Origin of the sequence: Halomonas sp. A29 (assembly GCF_046723295.1) — a bacterium.
In the GTDB taxonomy this organism is placed as follows: Bacteria; Pseudomonadota; Gammaproteobacteria; order Pseudomonadales; family Halomonadaceae; genus Halomonas.
This window is the reverse complement of sequence record NZ_JAXQPR010000003.1, coordinates 309,025-334,816: the sequence shown is the minus strand read 5'-3', so window position 1 is coordinate 334,816 and position 25,792 is coordinate 309,025. Positions and strand designations below refer to the sequence as shown.

Sequence of the window (25,792 nt, the reverse complement as noted above, 5' to 3'; positions counted from 1 at the left end):
CCGAGGTGCTGGGCTCATGCCCGGCTGCTGTCGGTCGGTTCGGCAATGACGCGCTGGGTCTGTACACCCAGGCCTTCGATACCCAGCCGCATCTGCTGGCCAGGTCGCAGGTAGACTGGCGGTTTCTGTCCCATGCCTACCCCCGGCGGGGTGCCGGTGGAGATGACGTCACCGGGTTCGAGCGTCATGAAGCGGCTCAGGTAGCTGATCAGAAAAGGAATGCGATAGACCATGGTGCGCGTATTGCCGTTCTGGTAGCGGTGGCCGTCCACCTCCAGCCACATGTCGAGCGCATGCGGATCAGCGATCTCGTCCGGCGTCACCAGCCAGGGGCCCAGCGGGCCGAAGGTGTCGCAGCCCTTGCCTTTGTCCCAAGTGCCGCTGCGCTCGAGCTGGAACTCCCGCTCGGAGACGTCGTTGACCACGCAGTAGCCGGCCACGTGTTCCATGGCGTCGGCTTCGGCCACGTAGCGCGCCTGCTTGCCGATCACCACGCCGAGTTCGACTTCCCAGTCGGTCTTTTGCGAATCCCTCGGGATGATGACTTCGTCGTTAGGGCCGCAAATAGCGCTGGTCCACTTGTTGAAGACCACCGGTTCGGGTGGCACTTCGGCGCCGGTTTCGGCGGCGTGATCGGAGTAGTTGAGGCCGATACAGATGAACTTGCCGACACGACCCACGCAAGGACCGAGCCGGGTATCGGCAGCTACCTCCGGCAGGCGAGCGGGATCGAGCCCTGCCAACTCTGACAGAGTGTGTCGTCCCAGGCGACCGCCGTCGAGATCGTCGATATGGGCCGAGAGGTCACGGATCACGCCGTCGGCGTCGAGCAGGCCGGGTTTCTCGTGGCCCCTGGGGCCGAAGCGCAGCAGTTTCATGTCGTCTCCTTATTCTCAGAACTCAGACCAGCCAGCCGCCGTCGATGACCTGGGCGGTACCGGTTGTGTAGGCGGATTCGTCCGCAGCGAGATAGGTGGCCAGGGCGGCGATCTCTTCCGCCGTACCGAGACGGCCCAGCGGCTGGCGGGCGAGAAACTCGGCATGTACCTCGGCTTCGGGCCGCCCCTGCTGGCGTGCCTGGTCGCGAATGCGCTGGCGCAGCGAGGGAGAATCCACGGTGCCGGGGCAGATGGCGTTGCAGCGTATGCCCTGGGTGATGAAGTCGGCGGCAATCGACTTTGTCAGGCCGATTACCGCGGCCTTGGTGGTACCGTAGGCGCAGCGGTTGGGTACACCCTTGAGGCTGGAGGCCACCGAGGCCATGTTGATGATGCTGCCCCCACCATGTTCGATCATGCTCGGCAGCAGGGCGCGGGTCAGGCGCATCATGGCGGTTACGTTCAGGGCCAGCGACAGTTCCCAGTCCTCATCGCTGCCGGCAAGCAGCGAACCGCTGGCCACGAAGCCGGCGCAGTTGAACACCACGTTAACGGGGGGCAGCTCACGGGCAAGGTCATCGATGGCATCGCTGTCCAGCACGTCCAGGCGACGGGTTTCGATGCCGTCGGTGGAGGCCAGGTCGGCGAGCTTGTCCGCGTCGATGTCGGTGGCGATGACGCGTGCTCCCTCGGCAGCGAAGCGCAGGGCGGTGGCACGGCCGATCCCTTGTCCTGCGGCCGTGATCAGCGCCGTCTTGTCGCGCAGTCGCATGGCGGTTCCTCGTTGTGGTTATAGGAACATCGTGGTCATGGGCATGCTGGGTTCGTACCGGTCATCCTAGGTGGTATGACAGGATACTAGCCTGACGTTCATCCCGATTATGGCTCAGTCCGGAAGAAATGCAACTCGGCGCAGATGTCATGCGTCGGTCAGCGTGCCAGCCAGCCGCCATCCACGGCGAGGGCGTGTCCGTTGACGTAGCCGGCGGCATCGGAGCAGAGGAATATCACGGCGCCGGCGAGGTCCTCCTGGGTTCCCCAGCGGCCGGCGGGGATGCGGCCGAGTATCTCGGCGCTGCGGTTTTCGTCCTCGCGCAGCGCCTGGGTATTGTCCGTGGCCATGTAGCCGGGGGCGATGGCGTTGACGGTAATGCCATGGACGGCCCATTCGTTGGCCAATAGGCGTGTCAGCCCAAGGATGCCGCTCTTGCTGGCGGTGTAGGAGGGAACCCGGATGCCACCCTGGAACGACAGCACCGAGGCGATATTGACGATGCGGCCGGGCGCCTTGCGCTCCACCAGATGGCGCGCCACCTGCTGGCTGAGAAAGAAGGCGGCCTTGAGGTTGACGTCCATCACCTCATCCCAGTCCGCCTCGGTGAATTCCAGTGCAGGGGCGCGCCGGATCATGCCCGCGTTGTTGACGAGCATGTCGATGCGCCCCATGCACTCGACGGCACGGGCGACGATGTCTGCCTCGCGGTCATGCCCCAACTGGGCTTCGAGGTTTACGTAACGACGACCGAGCGACTCTATGCGCTTGCGGGTCTCGTCGGCGGCGCGGCGATTGACACCAATGACGTCGGCACCGGCTTCGGCCAGGGCCACGGCGATGCCTTGGCCGAGGCCCTTGTTGCAGCCGGTCACCATGGCGACACGGCCGTCCAGTGAAAAGCGTGACATGCGGTTCCTCCCTCTGCGAAGCCATATTGCTGTGAAATGATCATGCAGAGATGAAGATAGCGTCGATTCGCTGAGGAGGGCTGACAGGGGGAATTGTGTCAACTTATATGCTTGGGAGCGTCCTATGCAGGTGGTCATGCTTGTATCCGGATCTCAGAGGCCTCATGCAAGAGAGGCCGGCAAATGCCGGCCTTCTGTTTTTGTTACCCTGATGTAGGCTGATTAGAAGTGGTAGTTCAACCCCAGGCCTAGACTGGTCAGCTCGTAATCGGACTTGTCCAGATATGATGTGTATTCCAGATTGACCGACAGATGCGGAGTGAAGTGGCCTTGGATGCCTACGCCATAACTGAAACCGCTATCGCTGTCGCTTTCAGAGATGCCGAATGCGGGAGCCGACAGGGTTGCCTTGGCGCGTGTGAACCCTACCAAGCCGTACAGGGAGACCGGTGAAGCTCCCAGAGGCAGATAGCCGACGCCATAGACGCCGAACATGTGGTCGAGTTCACCTTCGATGTCGATACCGGCAATGGTGATGGTGTCATCAGATATGCCAGTTCCAGCACGCGCCTCGATGGCAAAGTGGTCAACGATGAAATGACCGAAACGGCCGATAGCGGCGGTTGGCTCGAGGTCGGTTGAGATACCGCTCTCATCGTAGTTGAGCCATGAGAACTGACCGCCTGCATAGGTACTGCCAGCTTTAACGTCAGCCAGCACGGTGGTGGAGGACAGTAGAGCGACGGCTGCGGCAACAGCTACGTTTTTCCCTTTCATTGGTTTCTTTCCCCTTGCGTATGGTTGCACTGCTTTGTGCGGGGCGAAACCTACCATCATCAAAGTAGAATTAACATAGTGAAACATGTCGCCCTGGTGGCCCTTTTAGGTGACACCATCATGGAGACGGCATCATTCGTGGAGTATTACTGTTGTGTAAGCCATGTCTTACAAAAAAAGACGATAATCTCTTACCTGCCATGGCGAGCCGGGAATGAATGCACATCCAGGTCGCCTGGGACTGGACTTGACTGGAGAGGGGAGCGACGCGGGCAAGGAAGGGAGTGACGATGATGGCAATTTTGCCCGCCCACGAAAAACCGCCACCCGGCATGATCCGTAAGTGGCGGTTTGTCTTGAATCTAATGGTCGGAGCGACAGGATTCGAACCTGCGACCTCTGCAACCCCATTGCAGCGCGCTACCAAGCTGCGCCACGCTCCGACGGTTCTTGCAGCACTAATAAGCGAGGCGCGCTTTCAGTGCTTCGGGTTGCCGACCATCGCCAGCGCCCCTGAGAACGAGGCGTATACTAGCGCGTTCGAGGTCAAATGGAAAGCCCCTTTTGTACTTTCCTTTCAGATGCTTGCCTGTACCCATGAGACGGCACGAGAGAGTGTCGACTGCTTCTCCGTGCGGGGTGAAGGGGCGGCATGCAGCCAAGCCGGTGTCAGAGGAGGAAACCGCAAGCCACCCTGACGCCGCTATGCTCGGGCTCGCTCGTTCAGAGTTCTTCCCAGATACGACGCCTGAATTCCTGGGGCAGGGTGGCTACCTGCTTGAGCCGCTGCATGTGCTGATCGGCCACTTCGCGGGCGATCTCTTCGTAGCACTCCTTCATTTTCTCCGGATCGGTCCCATGGGTCTCGTAACAGTGGCTGAGCTGTTCCCCGGCGGCGGAAAGGGCGGCGAAGAAGCGTGCCTCCTGTTGCATCATGTCGGTCAGGCTCTCCATCCAGGCGAGCTGCATGCGTGTCATGGGAGTAATCCCCTGGACCCATTGTTGAGTCCACCACTCCACCAGCGGCTGCGAGGCGCTTAGAGCGGGGTTGTGGAGAGGGGATGTCTTGCTGGCGCTGGCCATTGTCGGACTCCTGTCGCGAAGAAGCGAGGGTGGCGAAGGGAAGTTTGATCCATTGAGTGTAGCTCAGGCGCTGCGTGCCTCCAGCGGTTTTTGCTGCGCTGCGACATGAAATTTTCTCGCGTCCTGACACTTGTCGCTTCCCTTGGTCAGGCCTCGATGTGGCATGCTGCGGTTGTGGCTGAGCCTATCGGGAGCATTGCGATGTGGAATGTGATCAAGTCGGTGCTGGCGGCTTTCCTTGGTGTCCAACGAGACCAGCAACGCCGTGAGGATTTCGAGAAGGGAAGCCCGCTTGCCTTCATCGTGACAGGCATCGTCATGGGGCTGCTGCTGGTGGGAATTCTCGCCATGGTGGCGGTCCTGGTGGCAGGCTGATGCCAGGTTTTTCCAGGCATCGTTGACTGCCGCGTTAGCCAGAAGGAGGAGGCCGAACCAGTGACTTTCTCATTTCGGCTTCATATACTCGCTCCAGAAGCGGCTAATGTTCTCTGGGATGAGAACCCCCTGGACCCTGACATTCTGGGCGGCCGTTATCGAGACAACTACAAACATCGGGAGGCGTCGATGCGCACTCTGCTCGTCTGGTTGGCAGGGGGCTTGTCCCTTGTCGGCTCGAGCCAGGTGGCTCTGGCTAGCGGCTGGAACATGCCTGTTGGGGTTACGGACCTCAGTAGAGAAATCTACAACCTGCACATGATCATCTTCTGGATCTGTGTGATCATCGGCGTGCTCGTGTTCGGGGTGATGTTCTATTCCCTGTTTCGCTATCGCCACTCCAAAGGTGCCAAGGCTGCCAATTTCCACGAGAACACCACCGTCGAGATCATCTGGACGGCGGTTCCACTGTTGATCCTGGTCGGAATGGCGATACCGGCCACGGCTACACTGCAGAAGATTTACGACCCTTCCGATGCCGAACTCGATGTCATGGTCACCGGGCAGCAATGGCGCTGGCGCTACGAGTACCTGGGTGAAGACGTCGCCTTCAACTCCAACCTTGCTACCCCCAGGGCGCAGATTCGCGGCCAGGAGGAGCGCGGCGAACACTATCTGCTCGAAGTCGATGAGCCGCTGGTACTGCCGATCAACCGCAAGGTCCGCTTCCTCTTCACCTCCGATGACGTCATTCATGCTTGGTGGGTGCCGGATCTCGCCGTCAAGCAGGACACGGTGCCCGGTTTCGTGACCGAGAACTGGGTGCAGATCAACGAGCCGGGCATCTACCGTGGGCAGTGTGCCGAGCTGTGCGGCGTCGACCATGGTTTCATGCCTGTCGTCGTTCGCGCCGTGGAAGAAGAAGAGTTCGATGCCTGGCTGGCAGAGCGCCAGGAGATGGCCGCCGAAGAGGCCATGGGGGTCGATCGCGAGTGGGAAATGGATGAGCTGATGGAGCGGGGCGAGGGCGTCTACGGCAGTATCTGTGCCTCTTGCCACCAGCCCGAGGGGCAAGGTTCGCCGCCGGCATTCCCCGCCTTGGCTGGCAACGAGCATTTGATCGAGGATATCGATTGGCACAAGGACACGATCATCAACGGGGTGTCCGGCACGGCCATGCCTTCGTTCCGGACCACGCTCAATCCGGTCGAGCTCGCAGCAGTGATCACCTATACCCGCAACGCCTGGGGCAACGACACCGGGGATGTGGTACAGCCCGCTGAGATTGCCGAGCGGCTGCAGTGACGATCACCATCACGGTGCGCCTGCACCGTGATGCCCTCTGACATGCTGAGCTATTACAAGACAACGATACTGGAGTATTCCGATGGCCCCTAAGGTACCTCCTCAGCCGACTCTCGAGCAGAGCGCCACCGCCGCGGAAGCGGGGCATGGACATGCCCACGACTCGCCCCCCAAGGGCATCATGCGGTGGTTGTTGACCACCAACCACAAGGAGATCGGTACCATGTACCTGATCTTCTCGTTGGTCATGTTCTTCATCGGCGGGATCTTCGCGCTGGTGGTTCGTCTCGAGCTCTTCCAGCCCGGGCTGCAGTTCGTCAATCCGGAATTCTTCAACCAGATGACCACCATGCATGGCCTGATCATGGTCTTCGGTGCGGTCATGCCGGCCTTCACGGGGCTGGCCAACTGGATGATTCCGCTGCAGATCGGAGCGCCGGACATGGCGTTGCCACGCCTCAACAACTTCAGCTTCTGGTTGTTGCCGGTGGCGTTCGGGCTGCTGCTCTCCACTCTGTTGATGCCAGGCGGAGGCCCCAACTTCGGCTGGACCTTCTATGCACCGCTGTCGACGACTTATGCACCGCCGTCAACGACCTTCTTCATTCTGTCGTTGCACATCGCGGGCATCAGTTCGATTCTGGGCGCCATCAACATCATCGCCACCATCCTCAACATGCGTGCGCCGGGCATGCGCATGATGGACATGCCGCTGTTCGTGTGGACCTGGCTGATCACTTCTTTCCTGCTGATCGCCGTGATGCCGGTGCTCGCCGGGGTGATCACCATGATGCTGATGGACATCAACTTCGGCACCAGCTTCTTCAATGCCGCGGGTGGCGGTGATCCGGTGCTGTTCCAGCACCTGTTCTGGTTCTTCGGGCATCCCGAGGTCTACATCATGATCCTGCCGGCGTTCGGCATCGTGTCGGCGATCATCCCGGCCTTCGCCCGCAAGCGCCTGTTCGGCTATGCCTCGATGGTGTATGCCACCGCGGCTATCGCCGTCCTGTCGTTCATGGTATGGGGCCACCATATGTTCGTGGTGGGCATGCCGCTGGTCGGTCAGCTGTTCTTCATGTATGCCACCATGCTGATCGCGGTGCCCACGGGCGTGAAGGTCTTCAACTGGGTCACGACCCTGTTCCGGGGCTCGATCAGCTTCGAACCACCCATGTTGTTCGCCCTGGCCTTCGTCGTGCTGTTCACCATTGGCGGTTTCTCTGGGCTGATGCTCGCCATCGCGCCAGCCGACTTCCAGTATCACGACACCTACTTCGTGGTGGCGCATTTCCACTACGTGCTGGTGCCCGGGGCTATCTTCTCCATCATGGCCGCAGTCTATTTCTGGCTGCCGAAGTGGACCGGTCACTACCCCAACGTGCGCCTGTCGCAGTGGCACTTCTGGCTCTCCGTGATCAGCGTCAACCTGACCTTCTTCCCCATGCACTTCTCGGGGCTGGCAGGCATGCCGCGGCGGATTCCCGACTATGCGCTGCAGTTTGCCGACTTCAATCTGGTCTCGTCGCTTGGCGCCTTCATGTTCGGCCTTTCGCAGCTGCTGTTCATTGCCGTGATCGTGATGTGTGTGCGCGGTGGACAGAAGGCGCCGGCCCAGGCCTGGGGCGAATATGCCGACGACCTGGAGTGGACCGTGCCGAGCCCGGCTCCGTTGCATACGTTCGAGACACCACCGACCTTCCAGCGCCCGGCTCACTGAGCCGGGCGGTCGGCCATCGGCTGGCCGACAGGCGAGAAGAGGAGGAGTGAAGCATGAGTCAGAACGATATGCAGGCGCGACAGGTGGCGGTACGACGCACGGTATGGCGCAGTGCGGCTGCGTTGGTTGGCATGTTTGCCTTCGCGTTCGCCCTGGTACCGCTGTATGACGCCTTCTGCCGGGTGACGGGTATCAACGGCAAGGTCGATACCACCGCCCAGGCGCTCGTCCATGACGAGGTCGATCAGTCGCGCATGGTGACCGTGCAGTTCATCACGCGCAACGGCTCGGGCCTGCCGTGGCGGATGGACGTGGAGACGCGTCAGGTGAGGCTGCACCCGGGGCAGACGTCCGAGGTCAATTTCTCTTTCAGCAACCAGAGTGGCGCCGAGAGCTGGGGGCGCGCCGTGCCCAGCGTTTCGCCATCCACCGCCACTCGGCATGTGCGTAAGGCAAGCTGTTTCTGCTTCGAGGAACAAATGCTGCAGGCGGGGGAGCGGATCGAGCTGCCGCTGGTTTTCCAGTTGGACCGTGATCTCCCGCCCGAGGTCAATACCATCACTCTGGTCTATACCCTCTATCCCGTGGAGGGCAAGAAGGTAACGCTGCAGGCTGGGGTCAAGAGCGACGAAGGAGGTGAAGCATGAGTGGTGGCAGCTATTACGTTCCCGCAACCAGCAAGTGGCCGGTGCTGGGTTCCCTGGCCCTCGGGACGATGATGATCGGCACCGGGATGGTGCTGGTCCATGGGCGTGGCACCATCGTTTCGCTGATCGGTCTGGTGGGCGTCATTGCCGTCATGGCACTGTGGTTTCGCGACGTGGTGACGGAGTCACGCGGTGGCCTCTACGATGCGCAGATGGATCGCTCCTTCCGCTGGGGCATGGGCTGGTTCATCTTCTCCGAAGTCATGTTCTTTGCCGCCTTCTTCGGGGCGCTGTTCTATGTGCGCACCTTCGCCATTCCCTGGTTGGGCGGTGAGGGTGCCAAGGGGGCAACGGCGCTGCTGTGGCCGGAGTTCACCGCACACTGGCCTCTCCTCAGTCCACCTGATTCCTCCGTGGCTGGCCCTGCCCAGGTCTTCAGTCCGTGGCACCTGCCGCTGGTCAACACCCTGATCCTGGTGTCGTCGAGCATCACGCTGACCGTGGCACACGAGGCGTTGAAGGAGGGCAAGCGTAAGATATGCCGCAACTGGCTGGCGGGTACCGTCCTGCTGGGCTTGTGCTTCGTCACCATCCAGGCAGTGGAGTACTACGAGGCCTACGCGCACTACGGCATCACCCTGCAGGCTGGTATCTATGGTGCCACCTTCTTCATCCTGACCGGCTTCCATGGCGTACACGTCATCGTCGGTACTCTGATCCTCATCGTCATGTTGATGCGGGTGATGCGGCATCACTTCTCGCCTGAGGAGCACTTCGGTTTCGAAGCCTCCTGCTGGTATTGGCACTTCGTCGATGTGGTGTGGGTGGGGTTGTTCCTGTTCGTCTATGTATTTTGACGTTCTGTGCGGCAGCCCGATGAGACATTCGGCGACCTGGGCGGCTACGCCTGGCCCAGGTTGCCGAAATGAAATCCGTAGAACAGCAGGGCCAGCAGTAATGTGGCCAGGGCGACACGAATCTTCAGCGATACCAGCAAACGTCTCGAGCTGGAGTCATCGCGAAGAAGAAAGCCGACGCCGGCGGCAAGACTGGTCAGCATGGCCAGGAATACGACGGCTATCAGGGTCTTGAGGATCATGAATCACTCCATCAGGGATCAGGGGGTAGGGAGCTGGCGCCTGAGCGCCTGGTTCTTGTTCTGGTCGCTGCTGGTGGTGCTGGGTTCGTTACTCGGACTATGGCAGTGGGAACGGGCCGACGACAAGCGCGACTATCTAGCGCGGTTGGATGCAGCGCCAACGCTCGAAGCCCCGCGAGAGGCTCCGCCGGAAGGTACCCATCTTACCCTGCGTGGCCATTATCTGGTCGATCAGACACGGTTTCTCGATAACCGCACCCATCAGGGCCGCCTGGGCGTTGCGGTGCTGACTCCGTTGCGTACCGAAGACGGGCGTCTATGGCTGATTCAGCGAGGCTTCCTGCCTACCGGGACGAGTCGTGAGTCGCCTGCGGTGGACACCCCTGCCGGCGAGGTCGTGGTAGAAGGGCAGTGGCAGGTAGCGGGTGCGGGCACGCCGCTGTTTGGCCCCAATATCGAGGGTGACAGGCTGCAGCGTATCGAGCTTTCCGCCTGGGAATTCGATGTTGGCTTTGCCCACCCAGGGTGGATGCATCTCGAGCGAGGGGGCGGGTCGCTGGAGCCCTGGTGGGAGCCCAGCGTCATGCCGCCCAGCCGTCATGTCGGCTATGCCGTGCAGTGGTGGGGGTTGGCATTGACCGCCCTGGTAGTGATGCTCGTTGGTGGTCGCAGGTTGATGAGAGATCGACGTTCCCGTCGGGAAGCAACTTCAGGTAACGCAACATCCGAGGAGACGGAAGCGTGCAGGAAGCCCTGAAAATCCGCCATCAGCGCCTCAAGCTGCTGGCTCTGGTTGCCGTGTTTGCCGTGCCGGTAATAGCGGCCTGGGTCATGGTGCAGTGGCGCATTGGCATACCGGAACAGCGTACGGCCCATGGTCAGTTGGCCCCGGAAGTACCGCAATTGGCCGAGTGGCCCTTGGTCGAACCTTACGACACGCTGGATGGGGGCGACTGGGTACTTGCATTCGACTGCTCCAGTGCCTGTGCCCAGGAGGCCGAGCGCTGGTGGCGTCTGCATCGAGCCCTGGGTCGTGAGGCGCCGCGTGTCACCCGGCTCAGGGTCGGCGGCGAGGGCGAACTTTTGCCAGGGGAAGTCGCTAACCAGTGGTTTGAGGTTCCCGATTGGCAGACCCCGGGGCGGGTGTGGGTGTTGGATCCTCAGGGGAAGGTCGTATTGACCTATGGCCGTGAAGTCGAGGAACGTGACGTAATGGACGACCTCAGTCATCTGTTGCGCATGAATCCCGACCGCCGGACGGCACCTGAACTGGACGATGCTCAACGCTGAGTGGGCGACAACGACGATTCGATATGTGACGAAGCCATGGATTCCAACATGCAGGGCGTTTCTACGCCGAACTCTACCAGCCAGGTGCGCAAGTCGCGGCTGCGCCTGCTGCTGGCGCTGAGTCTGGCAGGTGTCGTCTTCACCACCGTGGTGATACTCATCGGCGTCTGGACCCGCCTGGTTGATGCCGGGCTGGGATGTCCGGACTGGCCGGGTTGCTATGGCCGGTTGGTGGTGCCCGATGCCGAGCGGGCGATGGCGCACTCTCCCGATGCGCCGCTGGAGTCCTTCAAGGCATGGGTCGAGATGATTCACCGCTATGTTGCCTCGGCGCTGGGACTGCTCGTCATCGGCCTGCTTGTGCTGGGAGCCGGGCTGCGTCGTCGCCCGGGCTATCCGTGGGCGACCAACGTGACGTTGCTGGTGGTGATCCTGCTGCAAGGAGCCTTCGGCGCCTTCACCGTGACGCTCAAGCTGTGGCCCCAGGTGGTCACGCTGCACCTGCTGGGTGGGCTTTCGGTACTGCTGTTGTTCCTGTGGCTGCATCTGAGCCTGCGCCGCTTCGCGAAAGGGCGTGTGCTCGATGCGCCAAGGCGCCGTTTGACCCCGCTGTGGGGGGTGGCCATGGTCCTGCTGCTGCTGCAATTGGCACTTGGCGGCTGGGTGTCCAGCAACTATGCCGGCATTGCCTGCCAAGGCTTTCCGACTTGCAATGGCCAGTGGTGGCCGGAGATGGACTGGAGCGAGGGATTCCACCTGACCCAGACAGTCGGTCCCAACTATCTGCACGGGCAGTTGCATGCCGATGCTCGCACCGCCATTCATCAGGGGCATCGTATCGGTGCACTGCTGCTGGGGTTGGCGCTGATAGCGCTCGCGGTACGCCACTGGCGAGAAGTGCGCATGCGGCCCTGGCTGGCTGGACTCGTCTTCGCCTATGCTGTTCAACTGGGCTTGGGGGTTGCCAACGTCTTGATGTGGCTGCCCTTGTGGTTGGCATTGTTGCATACGGCCGGTGCCGTTTCGCTGGTCTTGCTGATGGCATTGGCGATTTGGCGCTGGCGTGAGACGGCCCTCGAAGCCGTGGGTTCAAAACGACGAGACAAGGAGTGGGTGCATGTCTAACGCGCTGCTGAGGCGAGTGGGTGTGAAGCGCGTAGTGCTGGCTCAGTTGGAGACCTCTGACTGGACCTGGCAGGACCTGCTCACACTGTGCAAGCCCAGGGTGGTAGTGGTGATGCTGGTGTGCGCCCTGGTGGGCATGGCCTTGGCGACGCCGACCTTGCCACCGCTTGCCACGGTTGTGTTCGGCCTGGCCGGGATCGGCATGGCCGCGGGCGGAGCGGCCGCTTTCAACCATGTGGTCGACCGCAAGCTGGACGCGATGATGCTGCGGACCTCGCAGCGCCCCCTGGCCAGCCAGCGGATGCCCACCGCGCTGGCGCTGGGCTGGGCGACCCTGCTATCCATTGCTGGCATTGCCCTGCTGCTGTGGCAGGTCAATGCGCTGACGGCTTGGCTGACGCTGGGTTCGTTGATCGGCTATGCCCTCATCTATACGGCCTTTCTCAAGCGCGCTACGCCGCAGAATATCGTTATTGGCGGCGTGGCGGGGGCGGCACCGCCCATGCTTGGCTGGACGGCGGTTACCGGCCAGTTGGGGCCGGAGCCGCTGCTGCTGGTGCTGATCGTGTTCGCCTGGACGCCACCGCACTTCTGGGCTTTGGCGATCCACAAGCGCGACGAGTATGCCCGCGCCGGCGTGCCGATGCTGCCGGTCACCCATGGCGAGGCGTTCACTCGCCTGCAGGTGTGGCTCTATGGCTGGCTGACCGTCGCCGTGACGCTGCTGCCGTTCGTCATTGGCATGAGCGGAGCCGTGTACCTGCTGGGTGTGATGGCGCTTAACGTGCGCTTCATGCACTGGAACTGGAAGGTCTGGCGTGGCAAGGACCCCAAGGCACCCCTGGCAGCCTTCTGGTTCTCGATCCGCTACATTCTGGGCGTGTTCGGTATCCTGCTGCTGGATCACTACGCGGGGCTCTGGGTCATGTAGCCTCGCTGCGGCGCTATCGATCTCGCTCAGGCAAGCGCCCGGCATGTTCATGCCGGGCGCTTGCCGTTGCGACAAGAGTGAGGCGGTGACGTCAGCTTGTCGGTGCCGGCATCACCGAGCAGATTGGCCACCGCGGTGCCGATGCATGCTGTCTTCAGAAGCGAAAAGAGAGTCTATATGTTTTTCAATGGGTTGGATTCTAGCCTGCGTGAGTTGTGCGAGACGGCGGGACGGGACATCCTCGCCGTTCGTGGCATACGACACGAGGTGGACTACAAGGGGGATGGCAGCCCTGTGACGGCGGCCGACATGGCAGCTCACCGGCGCTTGGCCGAAGGATTGCCCCGCCTGCTCGACATCCCCTTGCTGTCGGAGGAGCAGGCGAGCATCTCCTGGGTGGAACGTTCTGCCTGGCAGCGCTACTGGCTGGTCGATCCGCTCGACGGTACGCGGGAGTTCGTCGATGGCTTCGACGATTTCACCGTGAACGTGGCGCTGGTCGAGGCGGGCAGGGTCGTGCTTGGCGTGGTGCATGCGCCGGCGCTGGGACTGACCTGGGCTGGCGGCAGAGGCCTCGGCGCTTGGCGCTGGTCTGATGACGAATGCCGGGCGCTGGCCGTGCACGCCGAGCGGCCGCCGAGGATGCTTGCCAGCCGTGCCCACCTGGACGAACGGACCCAGGCCTGGCTGGCGCGCTTTCCGGAAGCCGAGCTCGTGCGCTGCGGAAGCTCGGTAAAGTTTTGTCGGATCGCCGAGGGCGGTGCCGATCTTTATCCTCGCTTCGGCCCCACTTGCGAATGGGACACCGCCGCGGGCCAGGGGGTGCTCGAAGGGGCCGGTGGGGCCGTCATCGAGATGCACAGCAGGCTGCCACTGCGATACAACTGCCGTGAAAGCCTCGTCAACGGCGCTTTTCTCGCCTGTAGCGATCCAAGCCTGCTGGAATAAATACGACGATACCTGTCCTCGTCCTCGGCTTGCGTTACAATCCTGCCTGGAACTCATCACTCAGGAGCTTCGATGACGACGACAACGGCATTGATAATGACTGCCGTAGGCTTGGCCATCATCGCCGGCCTGGGAGCCTATGCCTTCACCCTCTGGCAGGAAGTGAGGCGTCGTCGGGCGTTTCGGGAGGACGAACTGCGTCGAGCCCAAGAGAACTGCCTGGCCAATCTCGAGATCGTCGCTTCCTCTCTGTTGCAGGAACAGGTCGATGTCACGGAGGGGGCCTGGCGCTGCAAGGCATTGCTCGATATTCTCGACCCCGGCTTGATCGAGGAGCCAGCTTTCCAGCCCTTCGGCGAGGTGTACACCCGAACGCAGCATCTGCATACTCACTCCGCACGCAAGGAGTTGGCGCCGCGAGATCGGATGCGTGAGGATCGTGAACGTCTCGAAGTCGAAGCACAATGGCGCCAGCCGATTCTGGCGGCAGCGGAAGAAGTGCTACGTTTTCGCCGGAACTGGCCGGATGGCCTGCACTAACTATACAAACACTTTACACCAATGTATGTTGGCAACGCGTGCGTACTCCGCCAAGCTAAACAATGGCCATTCCCTGGGTTTTTTCTGGCAGAAAACGGCACAATGGTCAACGAATGGAGTGAGACGGCGCTTTGAGCAAGGGCAATAAAGGCCTACACTTGAAGCCGTTGGGTCAATGAGTGTCCTGACCTTCGGGGAGTTCGCTTTTGCATAGCCCCGAGATGAAAATCAAGAAGGAGTCTTGCAATGAAAAAATCAACGACTGGCTTGCTGTTGGGTTCTGCACTGGTGATCGGCCTTTCCGGCTGTGCCACGGATTTTCAGAGAGGTGGTGAAACTGCGGGTGGCACTACGACTGCCTCAAGCGGCAACGCTTGGTACCAGCAGCCCGTAGTGTGCGGTATCGCGGGCGGCCTCATCGGTGGCAGCATCGGCTATGCCACCAGCGGTAGCTCCGACGAAGATACAGGTGCTGCAACCGGTGCCGTGGCAGGCTCCGCAATCGGTGCGCTGCTGTGTGCCGACCGCACTCCGCCGCCCCAGCCGGTAGCCACGCCCGAGCCGCCGCCCCCGGCACCCGAGCCGGCTCCGGTCACCGAGTTCGAGCCTGTGACGCTGGATAGCGAAGTTACTTTCGCCTTCGATTCCGCCGAGATTCGTCCCGGTGCGCACCAGACCTTGGACCAGGTGGCTGCAACCCTGCGTGAGAACCCGAATCTGCGGGTTCGCATCGAAGGTCACACCGACTCCGTGGGCTCCGCTCAGTACAACCAGGGCCTGTCCCAGCGTCGCGCCGATTCCGTTCGCGACTTCCTGGTTTCTCGCGGCATCGCCGAGAATCGCATGACCACGCGTGGCTTTGGCCTGGAGCGTCCGGTTGCGACCAACGAGACCGACGAGGGCCGCGCCCAGAACCGTCGTGTCGAGATCCTCAACTGGGATTGATAGGAGCAGTTTCGGGTTTACGACCCGGCGCTATTCCATCTGGACAGGGGCACCTTCGGGTGCCCCTGTTTGTTTGCTGTGCGGCTTCTCTGAGCCAACCACTCCTCTGCCAATGGCGCAGACGTTATCGATTCTGGTAGTCTTGTCGGCTCCTCGACATACGGCGGGGCCGGCTGGTGCGGCACCCGTATCACCCAGGGTAGTGGGTGGGCCGTATGCGGGTAGAGAGCCAGCTTTATTCGTATCTGCTATCAACCGCGACACGTGATCCCTGGTATGGATCACCACTGCGCAAAGGACCTTTCGATGCCCATCGTTACCCTGCCGGACGGCAGCCAGAGAACCTTCGACGAACCCATCAGCGTGATGCAGCTTGCCGAGTCCATCGGACCCGGTCTGGCCAAGGCCTGTGTGGCTGGCAAGATCGATGGCGAGTTGGTGGATGCCGCTGATCTGATCGACCGTGACGCCGAGGTGGCGATCGTCACCGCTCGCGACCCCGAGGGGCTCGAGATCATTCGCCATTCCTGTGCGCATCTGATCGGGCATGCGGTCAAGCAGCTCTATCCCGATGCCAAGATGGCCATCGGTCCGGTGATCGACGACGGTTTCTACTACGACATCGACTTCGGTCGCTCGGTGACGCCCGACGATCTGGCCGCCATCGACGCGCGCATGCAGGAGCTGATCGACAGCGAGTACGACGTGGTGCGCGAGTACGTCGATCGCGACAAGGCGATGGCTACCTTCGAGGAGCGTGATGAACCCTACAAGCAGGAGATCATCCGCGATATCCCTCAAGGGGAGACGATTCGTCTTTATTACCACAAGGAATACACCGACATGTGCCGGGGCCCTCACGTGCCCAACACCCGGCACCTGAAGGCGTTCAAGCTGACCAAGCTGGCCGGCGCCTACTGGCGCGGCGATGCCAGCAAGCCCATGCTGACGCGTATCTATGGCACCGCCTGGGGTGACAAGAAGCAGCTCAAGGCCTACCTGCAGCGGCTCGAAGAAGCCGAGAAGCGCGACCATCGCAAGCTGGCCAAGCGCATGGATCTCTTCCACCTGCAGGAAGAGGCTCCGGGCATGGTGTTCTGGCACCCCAACGGCTGGACGCTCTACCAGGCGCTGGAGCAGTACATGCGCCGTATCCAGATCGAGCACGGCTATCAGGAGATCCGCACGCCGCAGGTCGTCGACCTGTCGCTGTGGAAGAAGTCCGGTCATTGGGGGCATTACAGTGACCTGATGTTCACTACCGAGTCGGAGAAGCGCGAGTACGCGGTCAAGCCGATGAACTGTCCCTGCCATGTGCAGGTGTTCAATCAGGGCCTCAAGAGTTATCGCGACCTGCCGTTGCGCCTGGCCGAGTTCGGCAGCTGCCACCGCAACGAGCCTTCCGGTTCGCTGCACGGCTTGATGCGGGTACGCAGCTTCACCCAGGACGATGCCCACATCTTCTGTACCGAGAAGCAGATCCAGGGTGAAGCCGAGGCCTTCATCGCGTTGACGCTCAAGGTCTACAAGGAGCTCGGTTTCGACGACGTCGAACTCAAGCTGTCGACCCGTCCGGAGGATTTCATGGGCGAAGCCGCGCTGTGGGACCGTGCCGAAGCCGGCCTCGAAGCAGCGTTGAACGCTACCGGTCTCGACTGGGAGCTGCAGCCGGGCGAGGGGGCCTTCTACGGGCCCAAGATCGAATTCGCGTTGCGCGACTGCCTCAATCGCGTGTGGCAGTGTGGTACCCTGCAGCTCGACTTCAACTTGCCGGGCCGCCTGGGCGCCCAGTTCGTCGACGAGGATGGCGAGCGCAAGACGCCGGTAATGCTGCATCGGGCGATCCTTGGCTCCTTCGAGCGTTTCATCGGTATCCTCATCGAGCACTACGCCGGGGCCATGCCGCTGTGGCTGGCTCCGGAGCAGGCGGTGGTGATGACCATCACCGATGCACAGCGCGATTATGCCTTCGAACTGGAGCGGCGCTTGCAGAAAATTGGTCTTCGCGTCAAGGCGGACTTGAGGAACGAGAAGATCGGCTTTAAAATCCGCGAACATACGTTGCAGAAGGTTCCCTATCTTCTTGTGGTAGGAGATAAGGAAGTCGAAGCCGACTCGGTTGCCGTGCGCACGCGCACCGGCGAAAACCTGGGCACCATGACCGTTGATGCCTTCCTTGAGCGTATTCGAGCTGAAGGGTGGTAGCATGGGATGGTAACGACAGGTTGGTAAAGACAGTTTGGTAACGACATCGTCAATTACCGGAACGGAGACGGAACGATCAAGCGAAGCAGCCAGCGCGCACGTCCACAGGACAAGCGCCCCCCGATGAACGAGCGGATAACCGAGGATCAGGTTCGCCTGATCGACAGCGACGGCGAGCAGCTGGGCGTAGTGCCCACCAGCGAAGCGCTCGAGCGTGCCGAAGCAGCCGGTCTAGACCTCGTCCAGATTTCCAATGCCGATCCGATCGTCTGCAAGATCATGGATTACGGCAAGTTCGTCTTCGAGCAGAAGAAGCAGAAGTCAGCTCAGAAGAAGAAGACGAAGCAGATTCAGGTCAAGGAAGTCAAATTCCGACCTGGCACCGACGAGGGCGACTATCAGGTCAAGCTGAAGAACCTGATCCGTTTCCTCGAAGGTGGCGACAAGGGCAAGGTCACGCTGCGGTTTCGCGGCCGTGAAATGGCGCACCAGGACCTCGGCCGCAAGCTGATGGAGCGGATCGCCGCGGATCTCGAGGATATCGGGACCGTGGAGGCCTTCCCGAAGATGGAAGGGCGCCAGATGATCATGATCATTGCCCCCAAGAAGAAGTGATCCGAAGGCCAGTCAAACGGGTGGCCGGCGCAAGCCGTCCACCGGCCCCGGGTTTTCTGAAAAATCTCGAGCGGAGTTATTCTCATGCCGAAAATCAAGAGCAACAGCGGCGCTGCAAAGCGCTTCAAGAAGACGGCCAACGGCTTCAAGCACAAGCAGTCGTTCCGTAGCCACATCCTGACCAAGAAGTCGACCAAGCGGAAGCGTCAGCTGCGCGGTATGAAGCAGATTCACGACGCCGACAAGGCCCTGATCCAGCGCATGCTGCCGAATCTGTAAGCCTTTGGTTGCCCAATTTAACGTCAGGAGAAAGCTATGACTCGTGTCAAGCGTGGTGTCGTCGCTCGTCGTCGTCACAAGAAGATTCTTAAGCTGGCCAAGGGCTACTACGGTGCCCGTTCGCGCGTCTTCCGCGTAGCCAAGCAGGCCGTCATCAAGGCCGGTCAGTATGCATATCGCGACCGTCGTCAGCGTAAGCGTCAGTTCCGTGCCCTGTGGATCCAGCGTATCAACGCCGGTGCCCGTCAGCACGGTATGTCCTACAGCCGCTTCGTCGGTGGCCTGAAGAAGGCCGGCATCGAGATCGACCGCAAGGTGCTGGCCGACCTGGCCGTTCACGAGAAGGCTGCGTTTGCCGCCATCGTCGAGAAGGCCAAGGCTGCCCAGTAAGTGACATCGGCCGATGGCGTCGGGCCGGCCCAGGCCGGTCCGCTACAATGCCAGACCGTCGCAGGGGAAGAGCAGCCGCTCTTCCCCTGTTTTTTGTGGCCACCATGGCGGCCACGCTGCGGGCCGTCGTTGTCGCGGTATGAGAGAACGCTCCTGCGTTTTTGCCACGCGCCATTGACGTGTTAACAGTAGAACCAACGATTTCGGAGCTCAGCGGATGGACCATCTACCGACATTGGTCACCGAGGCCCGTCAGGCCATACAGGCCGCCGAGAGCATTGCGGCGCTCGATGAACTGCGGGTGCGCTACCTCGGCAAGAAAGGCGAGATAACTGCCCAGCTCAAGAGCCTGGGCAAGCTGCCGGCTGATGAGCGCCCGGCAGCAGGAGAGCGTATCAACCAGGCCAAGCAGGCCCTGGCCGAAGAACTCGATGCGCGTCGTCACTCGCTCTCCAAGGCTGCCCTCGAAGCGCAACTGGCCGCGGAGCGCATCGACGTGACTCTGCCGGGGCGCGGTCAGGCCAGCGGTGGCCTGCATCCGGTCACCCTGACCCTGGAGCGCATCGAGGGGCTGTTCAGCCGTATCGGCTATGAGGTCGCCGTGGGGCCGGAGGTGGAGGACGACTACCACAATTTCGAGGCCCTCAACATCCCGGCGCACCACCCGGCGCGGGGCATGGCCGACACCTTCTACTTCGACGCCACGCGCCTGCTGCGTACCCACACCTCGCCGGTGCAGGTGCGCACGATGAAGGAGCAGGCGCCGCCGATCCGCATCGTCTGCCCGGGGCGGGTCTATCGCAGCGACTCCGACCTGACCCACACGCCGATGTTCCATCAGGTCGAAGGGCTGCTGGTCGACGAGGACGTGAGCTTTGCCGACCTCAAGGGGACCATCGAGGATTTTCTGCACGCCTTCTTCGAGCGTGACGACCTCTCGGTGCGCTTCCGGCCTTCCTATTTTCCCTTCACCGAGCCTTCCGCCGAGGTCGATATCCAGTGCGTGATGTGTTCGGGCGAAGGCTGCCGGGTCTGCTCTCACAGCGGCTGGCTGGAGGTCATGGGTTGCGGCATGGTGCATCCGGAGGTGTTCCGCCACTCGGGCATCGATTCGGAGCGCTACAAGGGCTTCGCCTTCGGCATGGGCGCCGAGCGCCTGGCCATGCTGCGCTACGGCGTCAACGATCTGCGCATGTTCTTCGACAACGACCTGCGCTTCCTGCGCCAGTTCGCCTGAAACAGGCTCGCAAGTGCTCGAAAGGCGTGACATGACATTCGGCCGAACACAGGATAGATCATGAAATTTTCCGAACAGTGGCTGCGCGAGTGGGTATCTCCGCGGCTGGGCGTACAAGGGCTGGCCGACCAGATCACCATGGCCGGGCTGGAGGTGGATGCCGTCGAGCCCGTGGCGTCGGCGTTCAGCGGCGTCGTGGTAGCCGAAGTCGTCGACAAGCAGCCGCATCCCGATGCCGACAAGCTGAACGTCTGCCAAGTGGTCGATGGCAGCGGCGAGACGGTGCAGGTGGTGTGCGGTGCTGCCAACGTGGCGGTGGGTCAGAAGGTGCCTTTCGCCCGGGTAGGCGCCGTGCTGCCCGGCGACTTCAAGATCAAACAGGCCAAGCTGCGTGGCGTCGAGTCTCGCGGCATGATCTGCTCCGCCTCAGAATTGGGCCTGGCCGAGGAGACTTCGGGAGGCATTCTGGTACTGCCCGCCGATGCTCCTGCCGGAGAGGACTTTCGCGCCTGGATGGGACTCGACGATCACACCGTCGAGGTGGACCTCACGCCGAACCGCGGCGACTGCCTGAGCCTCAAGGGGCTGGCACGGGAGGTCGGCGTACTCAACCGGCTGCCGGTCACGCCGCCCGTCGTCGAGGCGGTTGCCGCCAGCCATGACGAGACCTTCCCGGTGCGGGTCGAGGACGCGGAGCGCTGCCCGCGCTATATCGGTCGCTTGATCAAGGGCGTCGACGTTGCCGCGGCGACGCCACTGTGGATGGTCGAACGCCTGCGGCGTAGCGGTATCCGTTCGATCGATCCGGTGGTCGACGTGACCAACTACGTAATGCTCGAGTTGGGCCAGCCGCTGCATGCCTTCGACCGTGAGAATCTGCACGGAGCGGTAGTGGTACGACTGGCACGGCAGGGCGAAAGACTGACTCTGCTCGACGGCCAGGAGATCGCCCTGGAAGCTTCCACGCTGGTGATTGCCGATGAGCGCGGTCCGCTAGCCATTGCCGGCGTGATGGGTGGCGAGCACTCCGGGGTTGGGCCGGCGACGCGTGACATCTTCCTCGAGTCGGCCTTCTTCTCGCCGCTGGCGGTAGCTGGCCAGGCGCGTTCCTATGGCCTGCACACCGATGCCTCCCACCGCTTCGAGCGGGGCGTCGATCCGCAGCTTACTCGCGATGCGGTGGAGCGTGCCTCGGCGTTGCTGCTGCAGATCACCGGTGGCGAGCCAGGGCCGCTGGTGGAGGCGGCAAGCGCAGCACACTTGCCGGGTGAACGAGAGGTTACCCTGCGTGCCGCTCGACTGGAACAGGCGTTGTGCAAGGCACTGCCCGGCGAGGAGGTGCAGGAGATCCTCGAGCGACTGGGCATGCAGGTTCGTACGACAGACGCCGGATGGCAGGCTCAGGTGCCGAGCTGGCGCTTCGATATTTCCATCGAGGAGGATCTGATCGAGGAAGTCGCGCGCATTCACGGCTATAACCGACTGCCGGTACGCCGTCCGGCGGCGCGTCTGGCACTGCGCCCCGACCACGAGGCACGTACGCCACTGGCGCGTTTGCGCCGCCAGATGGTGGCGCGGGGCTACCAGGAGGCGATCACCTACAGTTTCGTTGCTCCTGAGCTGCAGCGGGCGCTGCTGCCGGATGCAGTATCGCCGCGCCTGGCCAATCCCATCTCCAGCGACTTGGCCGTGATGCGGGCGAGTCTGTTCCCAGGGTTGGTGCGAGCGCTCGAGTACAACCTCAACCGTCAGCAGACCCGCGTGCGACTGTTCGAAACGGGCCTGGTGTTCCGTGGTGATCTGGACGATCTCGAGCAGACACCCATGGTGGGTGCGCTGGCCTGTGGTGAACGCTTCCCCGAAGGCTGGGCCGGCAGCCGTGACAAGATCGATTTCTTCGACATCAAGGGCGACCTGGAGAGCCTGATCGCGCTGGGTGGCGAGGAGGGGGCCTGGCGCTTCGAGCCGGGCGAACATCCCGCCCTCCATCCGGGGCAGAGTGCGCGGATCGTCCACTGCGGCGAGCCGGTGGGCTGGATCGGTGCGCTGCATCCCGGCGTCAAGGCTGAGTTGGGGCTCAAGGCTGAGGTGTTCCTGTTCGAGGTGCGCCAGGACGCGCTGACCTATGGCGATTTGCCCAAATTCGAGCCGCTGTCACGCTATCCCGAAGTGCGTCGGGACCTGGCCTTCTTGCTTGGAGAGGGCCGCCCCGTGCAGGCGCTGCTGGATTGCGTTCGCAGCCAGGCTGGGGAGTGGCTGCAGGAGCTGAGTCTGTTCGATGTCTATCAGGGCAAGGGCGTACCCGAAGGAAGCAAGAGTGTTGCCTTGGGCTTGACCTGGCAGCATCCTTCGCGCACGCTGAATGACGAGGAAATCAATCAGTTGGTCGATGCCATCGTCGCCGAATCGCATCAGCATCTGGGAGCCGAGCTGCGCGGATGAGCGCACTGGGAGAGCCGGGGCCATGAAGGCGGCGGGCTGGACCGCCACTCTGAGGAGGGGACATGGGAGCGTTGACCAAGGCGGAACTGGCCGAACATCTTCACGCCGAGCTGGGTCTGACCAAGCGCGAAGCCAAGGCCATGGTAGAGGCATTCTTCGAGGAGATCAGGGCGTGCCTTCGCGAGAACGAGCAGGTCAAGCTGTCGGGATTCGGCAATTTCGACCTGCGCGACAAGCGTGAGCGTCCTGGGCGTAACCCGAAGACCGGCGAGGAGATCCCCATTTCGGCGCGTCGTGTCGTGACGTTCCGCCCTGGGCAGAAGCTCAAGAGCCAAGTGGAACGTTACGACGGTCCACAGCCCAGCTGATGTGTAGCCGCCAGGGTGCTACTCCGACAGGAGTGGCACCCTGGCGTTCGTCTCGGGGCGAGGCGGGCCTGGGTCTTTCAAAAGCAGGCTTGCGAAAGTGGAACGATCGGACACTGCTCGGTCGCAGCTAGATGCCGCCGCTCTCCATCAGCCAGGTAATGATTACCTTGAAGATATAGCCCATCATTCCCGCGCCGAGCACCACGAAGAGCATGATGGTGCCAAAGCGCCCCGCCTGGGATTTCTTTGCCAGGTCCCAGATGATGAAGCCCATGAACAGGATCAATCCACCTATCAGCAGAGGAGTGATCCAGGCTTCCAACGTGTAGGTATCCAGCATGACGCCTCCTTGACAGAGAGGCCGACTATTATACTCGGGTATTTGTGGTGCCGCATGCGACAACGCGTCGCTCGACGGCAGCGCCTGGCAGCGAACTGCGTCAGTCGCCTACGTCATGATATTATGCCGTTGAATGGTTAAGGTTTATCCCCGCTATGCCAATGCTGAAAATCTTCGTAGGAACCATGTATGGCGGTGCACTCGATGTCGCCGAGCAGATCGCCCCGCTGTTCGAGGCAGCCGGCTATGAAACCGCCGTCCTCGAGCAGCCCACGCTCGAGGACTTGACGGAGGAGCGGCCCGACCTGGCGCTGTTCTGCGTCTCTACCACCGGTAGCGGTGATTTCCCCGGCAACATCGTGCCCTTTGCGCGTGCGCTCGACGAGCAGAGCCCGACGCTTGTCGGGCTGCGCTACGGCGTCATCGCCCTGGGCGACAGCTCCTATGGCGACACCTTCTGTGGGGCCGGGCGGCGCCTCGACGAGATGCTCGAAGGGCTCGGTGCCATTCGCCTCGGGGAGCGGCTGGAAGTCGATGCCATGGAGACCTTCATGGCCGACGATGCCGCGCTGCCATGGGCCGAGGAATGGATCGAAAATCAACAGCTCAAGGTGGCTTGAGATGAACGCCGCACCGACTGCAGAACGGTTGAGCCTGCTGGTGGGGTTGCTGGTGCTGATGCTTGCCACCGTGCCGAGATATCTTGCCGGAGGGTATGAGAATCGCCTGAGCCTGATCACCATTGCCTTGGCGGTGGTTGCAGCGGTGGCGTTCATGAATTGGCGCATGCTCGACAAGAGCGAACGTATCCGGCTGCCCCGATTGGGCAAGAGGCTGGTGGCGTCGCTGGTGGCCGGCCTGGCCCTGATGGGGCTGTGGCACGTGCTGTTCACGGCCTGGATCAGTTGGGAGCTGCTCATTGCCCATGGAGCCACCCTCGGGCTGCTGTTGCATGCCCTGTGGATATGGTGGCGCCCCGTTAGCCCACAGGATTGATGGCAAATGGCCGGACGCGACTGCGTCCGGCCATTTGTCGATATTTGCTTTTCCTTCCTTTCACACCAGTCGGTAGCAGGGCTCGTACTCGCGCCCTGGCAGCTTCATGCGCCCTTGGGCGACGAAGGAGCTGAGCAGGTCGTCCAGGCGGCGCATCAGCTCCGACTCTGCATGTAGTTGAAACGGCCCATGAGCCTCGATGGCGCGTAAACCGTGTTCCTTGACGTTGCCGGCAACGATGCCCGAGAACGCCCGGCGCAGGTTGGCCGCCAGCTCATGGACCGGCTGGTTGCGATGCAGTGCCAGGCCGGCCATCGCCGCGTGGGTGGGTTCGAAGGTTTCCTGGAAATTGCGGGCGATGGTCAGCCGCCAGTTGTAGTGGAAGGCATCCTGTTGGGCGCGGCGGAATTCGGTGACGCTGTCGATGCCTTGGCGCATGGTGCGGGCGACCTCGACAGGGTCGTCGACGATGATGCGGTACTTGCTGCGTGCCGCTTCCCCCAGGGTGTAGACCAGGAACTCATCGATACGCTGGAAATAATCGGCCGAATTGGCCGGGCCGGTGAAGATGACCGGCAGTTCCATGTTGTCGTTGTCGGGGTGGAGCAGAATACCCAGCAGGTAGAGGATCTCCTCGGCCGTGCCGACGCCGCCCGGGAAGACCACGATACCGTGACCGAGACGGACGAAGGCCTCCAGGCGCTTCTCGATGTCGGGCATCACCACCAGTTCGTTGACCAGCGGGTTGGGTGCTTCGGCGGCGATGATGCCGGGCTCGGAAATGCCCAGGTAGCGGCCGTCGCCGATACGCTGCTTGGCATGCGCCAGATTGGCTCCTTTCATCGGCCCCTTCATGGCGCCGGGGCCGCAGCCGGTGCAGATGTCCAGTTCGCGCAGGCCAAGCTGGTAGCCGACATCCTTGGTGTATTCGTACTCCTCGCGGGTGATCGAGTGGCCGCCCCAGCACACCACCATGCCGGGGTCGCGTCCGGGCTTCAGCGTGCCGGCCTTGCGCAGGATATGGAATACCGCGTTGGTGGTGCCTTCGCCCGTGGACAGGTCGAACCGCTGGTGCTGCTGGATCTCGTTGTAGACATAGATGATATCGCGCAGCACCGAGGATAGGTGCTCGCGTATGCCGCGAATCATCTTGCCGTCGACGAAGGCCTCGGCCGGTGCATTGGTGACCTTGAGTCGAATGCCGCGGTCCTGCTGAATCACTTCGATATCGAAATCGTGATAGGTCTCCATCAGCACCAGGCTGTCGTCGGTCATGTTGCCGGAGCTGAGCACGGCGAGGGAGCAGCGCCGCAGCAGGTCGTGCAGGCCGGCCTTGGAGGTGTCGCGCAATCGGTTGACTTCGTGCTGCGAGAGCACTTCCAGGCTTCGCAGGGGAGAGATGGTGGCGGAGATGGTGTCGGGCATGAAACGATCCTTGTGGTGTCGGCTTGCGCCCCTGTTACGTGCATGCGGACAGGGGGTCATGCAATGTTCATCGAGTCGTGTTCATCGAGTCGTGAACCGATGCTATCACGCCGGCCGAAAAGGCGCAGCGCTGCGCCGTGGGGCTCGCG

29 protein-coding genes and 1 tRNA gene are annotated in these 25,792 nt (G+C 62.0%); 21 read left to right on the top strand and 9 right to left on the bottom strand.

Going from position 1 to position 25,792, the window contains the following annotated elements; genetic code table 11:
- Positions 1–14: 14 nt before the first annotated feature.
- The 6 genes from SPH52_RS07640 to SPH52_RS07615 form a co-directional block, all read right to left on the bottom strand.
- Entirely contained in the window at positions 15–878 is an 864-nt protein-coding gene (locus tag SPH52_RS07640) for a fumarylacetoacetate hydrolase family protein (protein ID WP_411794406.1), read from the bottom strand.
- 22 nt (positions 879–900) lie between these two features.
- Entirely contained in the window at positions 901–1,650 is a 750-nt protein-coding gene (locus SPH52_RS07635) for an SDR family oxidoreductase (protein WP_411794405.1), read from the bottom strand.
- A 158-nt stretch (positions 1,651–1,808) separates the two neighbouring features.
- Entirely contained in the window at positions 1,809–2,561 is a 753-nt protein-coding gene (kduD, locus tag SPH52_RS07630; protein WP_411794404.1) for a 2-dehydro-3-deoxy-D-gluconate 5-dehydrogenase KduD, read from the bottom strand.
- Between the two features lie 222 nt (positions 2,562–2,783).
- The gene (locus tag SPH52_RS07625) at positions 2,784–3,338 is read right to left on the bottom strand and encodes a porin family protein (RefSeq protein WP_411794403.1); all 555 of its coding nucleotides are present in this window, start codon (positions 3,336–3,338) and stop codon (positions 2,784–2,786) included.
- A gap of 366 nt (positions 3,339–3,704) precedes the next feature.
- Positions 3,705–3,781 (bottom strand) — tRNA-Pro (locus tag SPH52_RS07620).
- Positions 3,782–4,061: 280 nt separating this feature from the next.
- Positions 4,062–4,421, bottom strand: coding sequence for a hypothetical protein (locus SPH52_RS07615; RefSeq protein ID WP_411794402.1), 360 nt, complete (start codon positions 4,419–4,421; stop codon positions 4,062–4,064).
- Between the two features lie 201 nt (positions 4,422–4,622).
- On the opposite strand from SPH52_RS07615, the gene SPH52_RS07610 reads away from it, so the two are divergent.
- From SPH52_RS07610 to SPH52_RS07590, 5 genes are all read left to right on the top strand, one after another.
- Complete coding sequence (locus SPH52_RS07610) at positions 4,623–4,796, top strand: DUF2970 domain-containing protein (RefSeq protein ID WP_411794401.1); 174 nt, start codon at positions 4,623–4,625, stop codon at positions 4,794–4,796.
- Positions 4,797–4,985: 189 nt separating this feature from the next.
- On the top strand, positions 4,986–6,101 hold the full coding sequence (gene coxB, locus SPH52_RS07605; protein ID WP_411794400.1) for a cytochrome c oxidase subunit II: 1,116 nt from the start codon (positions 4,986–4,988) through the stop codon (positions 6,099–6,101).
- Positions 6,102–6,183: 82 nt separating this feature from the next.
- Positions 6,184–7,821, top strand: coding sequence for a cytochrome c oxidase subunit I (gene ctaD, locus SPH52_RS07600; protein ID WP_411794399.1), 1,638 nt, complete (start codon positions 6,184–6,186; stop codon positions 7,819–7,821).
- Between the two features lie 53 nt (positions 7,822–7,874).
- Positions 7,875–8,468, top strand: coding sequence for a cytochrome c oxidase assembly protein (locus tag SPH52_RS07595; protein ID WP_411794398.1), 594 nt, complete (start codon positions 7,875–7,877; stop codon positions 8,466–8,468).
- Positions 8,465–9,325, top strand: a complete 861-nt coding sequence (locus SPH52_RS07590; RefSeq protein WP_411794397.1) for a cytochrome c oxidase subunit 3 — start codon at positions 8,465–8,467, stop codon at positions 9,323–9,325. The genes SPH52_RS07595 and SPH52_RS07590 overlap by 4 nt, the downstream gene beginning before the upstream one ends.
- Positions 9,326–9,369: 44 nt before the next feature.
- Here the strand turns inward: SPH52_RS07590 and SPH52_RS07585 are convergent, their stop codons facing one another.
- Positions 9,370–9,567: a DUF2909 family protein gene (locus tag SPH52_RS07585; RefSeq protein ID WP_411794396.1), complete on the bottom strand. Its 198-nt coding sequence runs from the start codon at positions 9,565–9,567 to the stop codon at positions 9,370–9,372.
- On the opposite strand from SPH52_RS07585, the gene SPH52_RS07580 reads away from it, so the two are divergent.
- The 14 genes from SPH52_RS07580 (at position 9,566) to ihfA (ending at position 22,882) form a co-directional block, all read left to right on the top strand.
- The gene (locus SPH52_RS07580; protein ID WP_411794395.1) at positions 9,566–10,324 is read left to right on the top strand and encodes an SURF1 family protein; all 759 of its coding nucleotides are present in this window, start codon (positions 9,566–9,568) and stop codon (positions 10,322–10,324) included. The two genes, SPH52_RS07585 and SPH52_RS07580, sit on opposite strands and share 2 nt — an antisense overlap.
- On the top strand, positions 10,309–10,857 hold the full coding sequence (locus SPH52_RS07575; RefSeq protein WP_411794394.1) for a hypothetical protein: 549 nt from the start codon (positions 10,309–10,311) through the stop codon (positions 10,855–10,857). Before SPH52_RS07580 ends, SPH52_RS07575 begins: the two co-directional genes overlap by 16 nt.
- 48 nt (positions 10,858–10,905) lie before the next feature.
- Positions 10,906–11,982 (top strand): COX15/CtaA family protein, encoded by a 1,077-nt coding sequence (locus SPH52_RS07570; protein WP_411794393.1) that lies wholly within the window; start codon positions 10,906–10,908, stop codon positions 11,980–11,982.
- Complete coding sequence (gene cyoE / locus SPH52_RS07565; protein ID WP_411794392.1) at positions 11,975–12,913, top strand: heme o synthase; 939 nt, start codon at positions 11,975–11,977, stop codon at positions 12,911–12,913. Before SPH52_RS07570 ends, cyoE begins: the two co-directional genes overlap by 8 nt.
- Positions 12,914–13,090: 177 nt before the next feature.
- Entirely contained in the window at positions 13,091–13,861 is a 771-nt protein-coding gene (cysQ, locus tag SPH52_RS07560; protein ID WP_411794391.1) for a 3'(2'),5'-bisphosphate nucleotidase CysQ, read from the top strand.
- A 72-nt stretch (positions 13,862–13,933) separates the two neighbouring features.
- The gene (locus SPH52_RS07555) at positions 13,934–14,401 is read left to right on the top strand and encodes a DUF2489 domain-containing protein (RefSeq protein WP_411794390.1); all 468 of its coding nucleotides are present in this window, start codon (positions 13,934–13,936) and stop codon (positions 14,399–14,401) included.
- 246 nt (positions 14,402–14,647) lie between these two features.
- A complete protein-coding gene (locus SPH52_RS07550) occupies positions 14,648–15,346 on the top strand; it encodes an OmpA family protein (RefSeq protein WP_411794389.1) in 699 nt (232 codons plus the stop codon).
- A gap of 306 nt (positions 15,347–15,652) precedes the next feature.
- A complete protein-coding gene (gene thrS / locus SPH52_RS07545) occupies positions 15,653–17,551 on the top strand; it encodes a threonine--tRNA ligase (protein WP_411794388.1) in 1,899 nt (632 codons plus the stop codon).
- A 75-nt stretch (positions 17,552–17,626) separates the two neighbouring features.
- A complete protein-coding gene (gene infC / locus SPH52_RS07540; protein ID WP_411794549.1) occupies positions 17,627–18,166 on the top strand; it encodes a translation initiation factor IF-3 in 540 nt (179 codons plus the stop codon).
- A gap of 84 nt (positions 18,167–18,250) precedes the next feature.
- On the top strand, positions 18,251–18,445 hold the full coding sequence (gene rpmI, locus SPH52_RS07535) for a 50S ribosomal protein L35 (protein ID WP_089725334.1): 195 nt from the start codon (positions 18,251–18,253) through the stop codon (positions 18,443–18,445).
- Between the two features lie 36 nt (positions 18,446–18,481).
- Positions 18,482–18,835 carry a 50S ribosomal protein L20 gene (rplT, locus tag SPH52_RS07530; protein ID WP_411794387.1) on the top strand — a complete coding sequence of 118 codons (354 nt, stop codon included), beginning with the start codon at positions 18,482–18,484 and terminating at the stop codon, positions 18,833–18,835.
- 217 nt (positions 18,836–19,052) lie between these two features.
- A complete protein-coding gene (pheS, locus tag SPH52_RS07525) occupies positions 19,053–20,072 on the top strand; it encodes a phenylalanine--tRNA ligase subunit alpha (RefSeq protein WP_411794386.1) in 1,020 nt (339 codons plus the stop codon).
- A 60-nt stretch (positions 20,073–20,132) separates the two neighbouring features.
- Positions 20,133–22,514: a phenylalanine--tRNA ligase subunit beta gene (gene pheT, locus SPH52_RS07520; RefSeq protein ID WP_411794385.1), complete on the top strand. Its 2,382-nt coding sequence runs from the start codon at positions 20,133–20,135 to the stop codon at positions 22,512–22,514.
- 62 nt (positions 22,515–22,576) lie between these two features.
- Positions 22,577–22,882, top strand: coding sequence for an integration host factor subunit alpha (gene ihfA / locus SPH52_RS07515; RefSeq protein ID WP_411794384.1), 306 nt, complete (start codon positions 22,577–22,579; stop codon positions 22,880–22,882).
- A 127-nt stretch (positions 22,883–23,009) separates the two neighbouring features.
- On the opposite strand, the gene SPH52_RS07510 is transcribed toward ihfA, so the two are convergent.
- Entirely contained in the window at positions 23,010–23,222 is a 213-nt protein-coding gene (locus SPH52_RS07510; RefSeq protein WP_411794383.1) for a DUF2788 domain-containing protein, read from the bottom strand.
- A gap of 155 nt (positions 23,223–23,377) precedes the next feature.
- On the opposite strand from SPH52_RS07510, the gene SPH52_RS07505 reads away from it, so the two are divergent.
- Positions 23,378–23,842 (top strand): flavodoxin domain-containing protein, encoded by a 465-nt coding sequence (locus SPH52_RS07505; RefSeq protein WP_411794382.1) that lies wholly within the window; start codon positions 23,378–23,380, stop codon positions 23,840–23,842.
- A gap of 1 nt (position 23,843) precedes the next feature.
- Positions 23,844–24,218, top strand: coding sequence for a hypothetical protein (locus SPH52_RS07500; RefSeq protein ID WP_411794381.1), 375 nt, complete (start codon positions 23,844–23,846; stop codon positions 24,216–24,218).
- Between the two features lie 60 nt (positions 24,219–24,278).
- Here SPH52_RS07500 and ppnN read toward each other — a convergent pair whose 3' ends face one another.
- Positions 24,279–25,643: a nucleotide 5'-monophosphate nucleosidase PpnN gene (ppnN, locus tag SPH52_RS07495; protein ID WP_411794380.1), complete on the bottom strand. Its 1,365-nt coding sequence runs from the start codon at positions 25,641–25,643 to the stop codon at positions 24,279–24,281.
- Between the last annotated feature and the right edge of the window lie 149 nt (positions 25,644–25,792).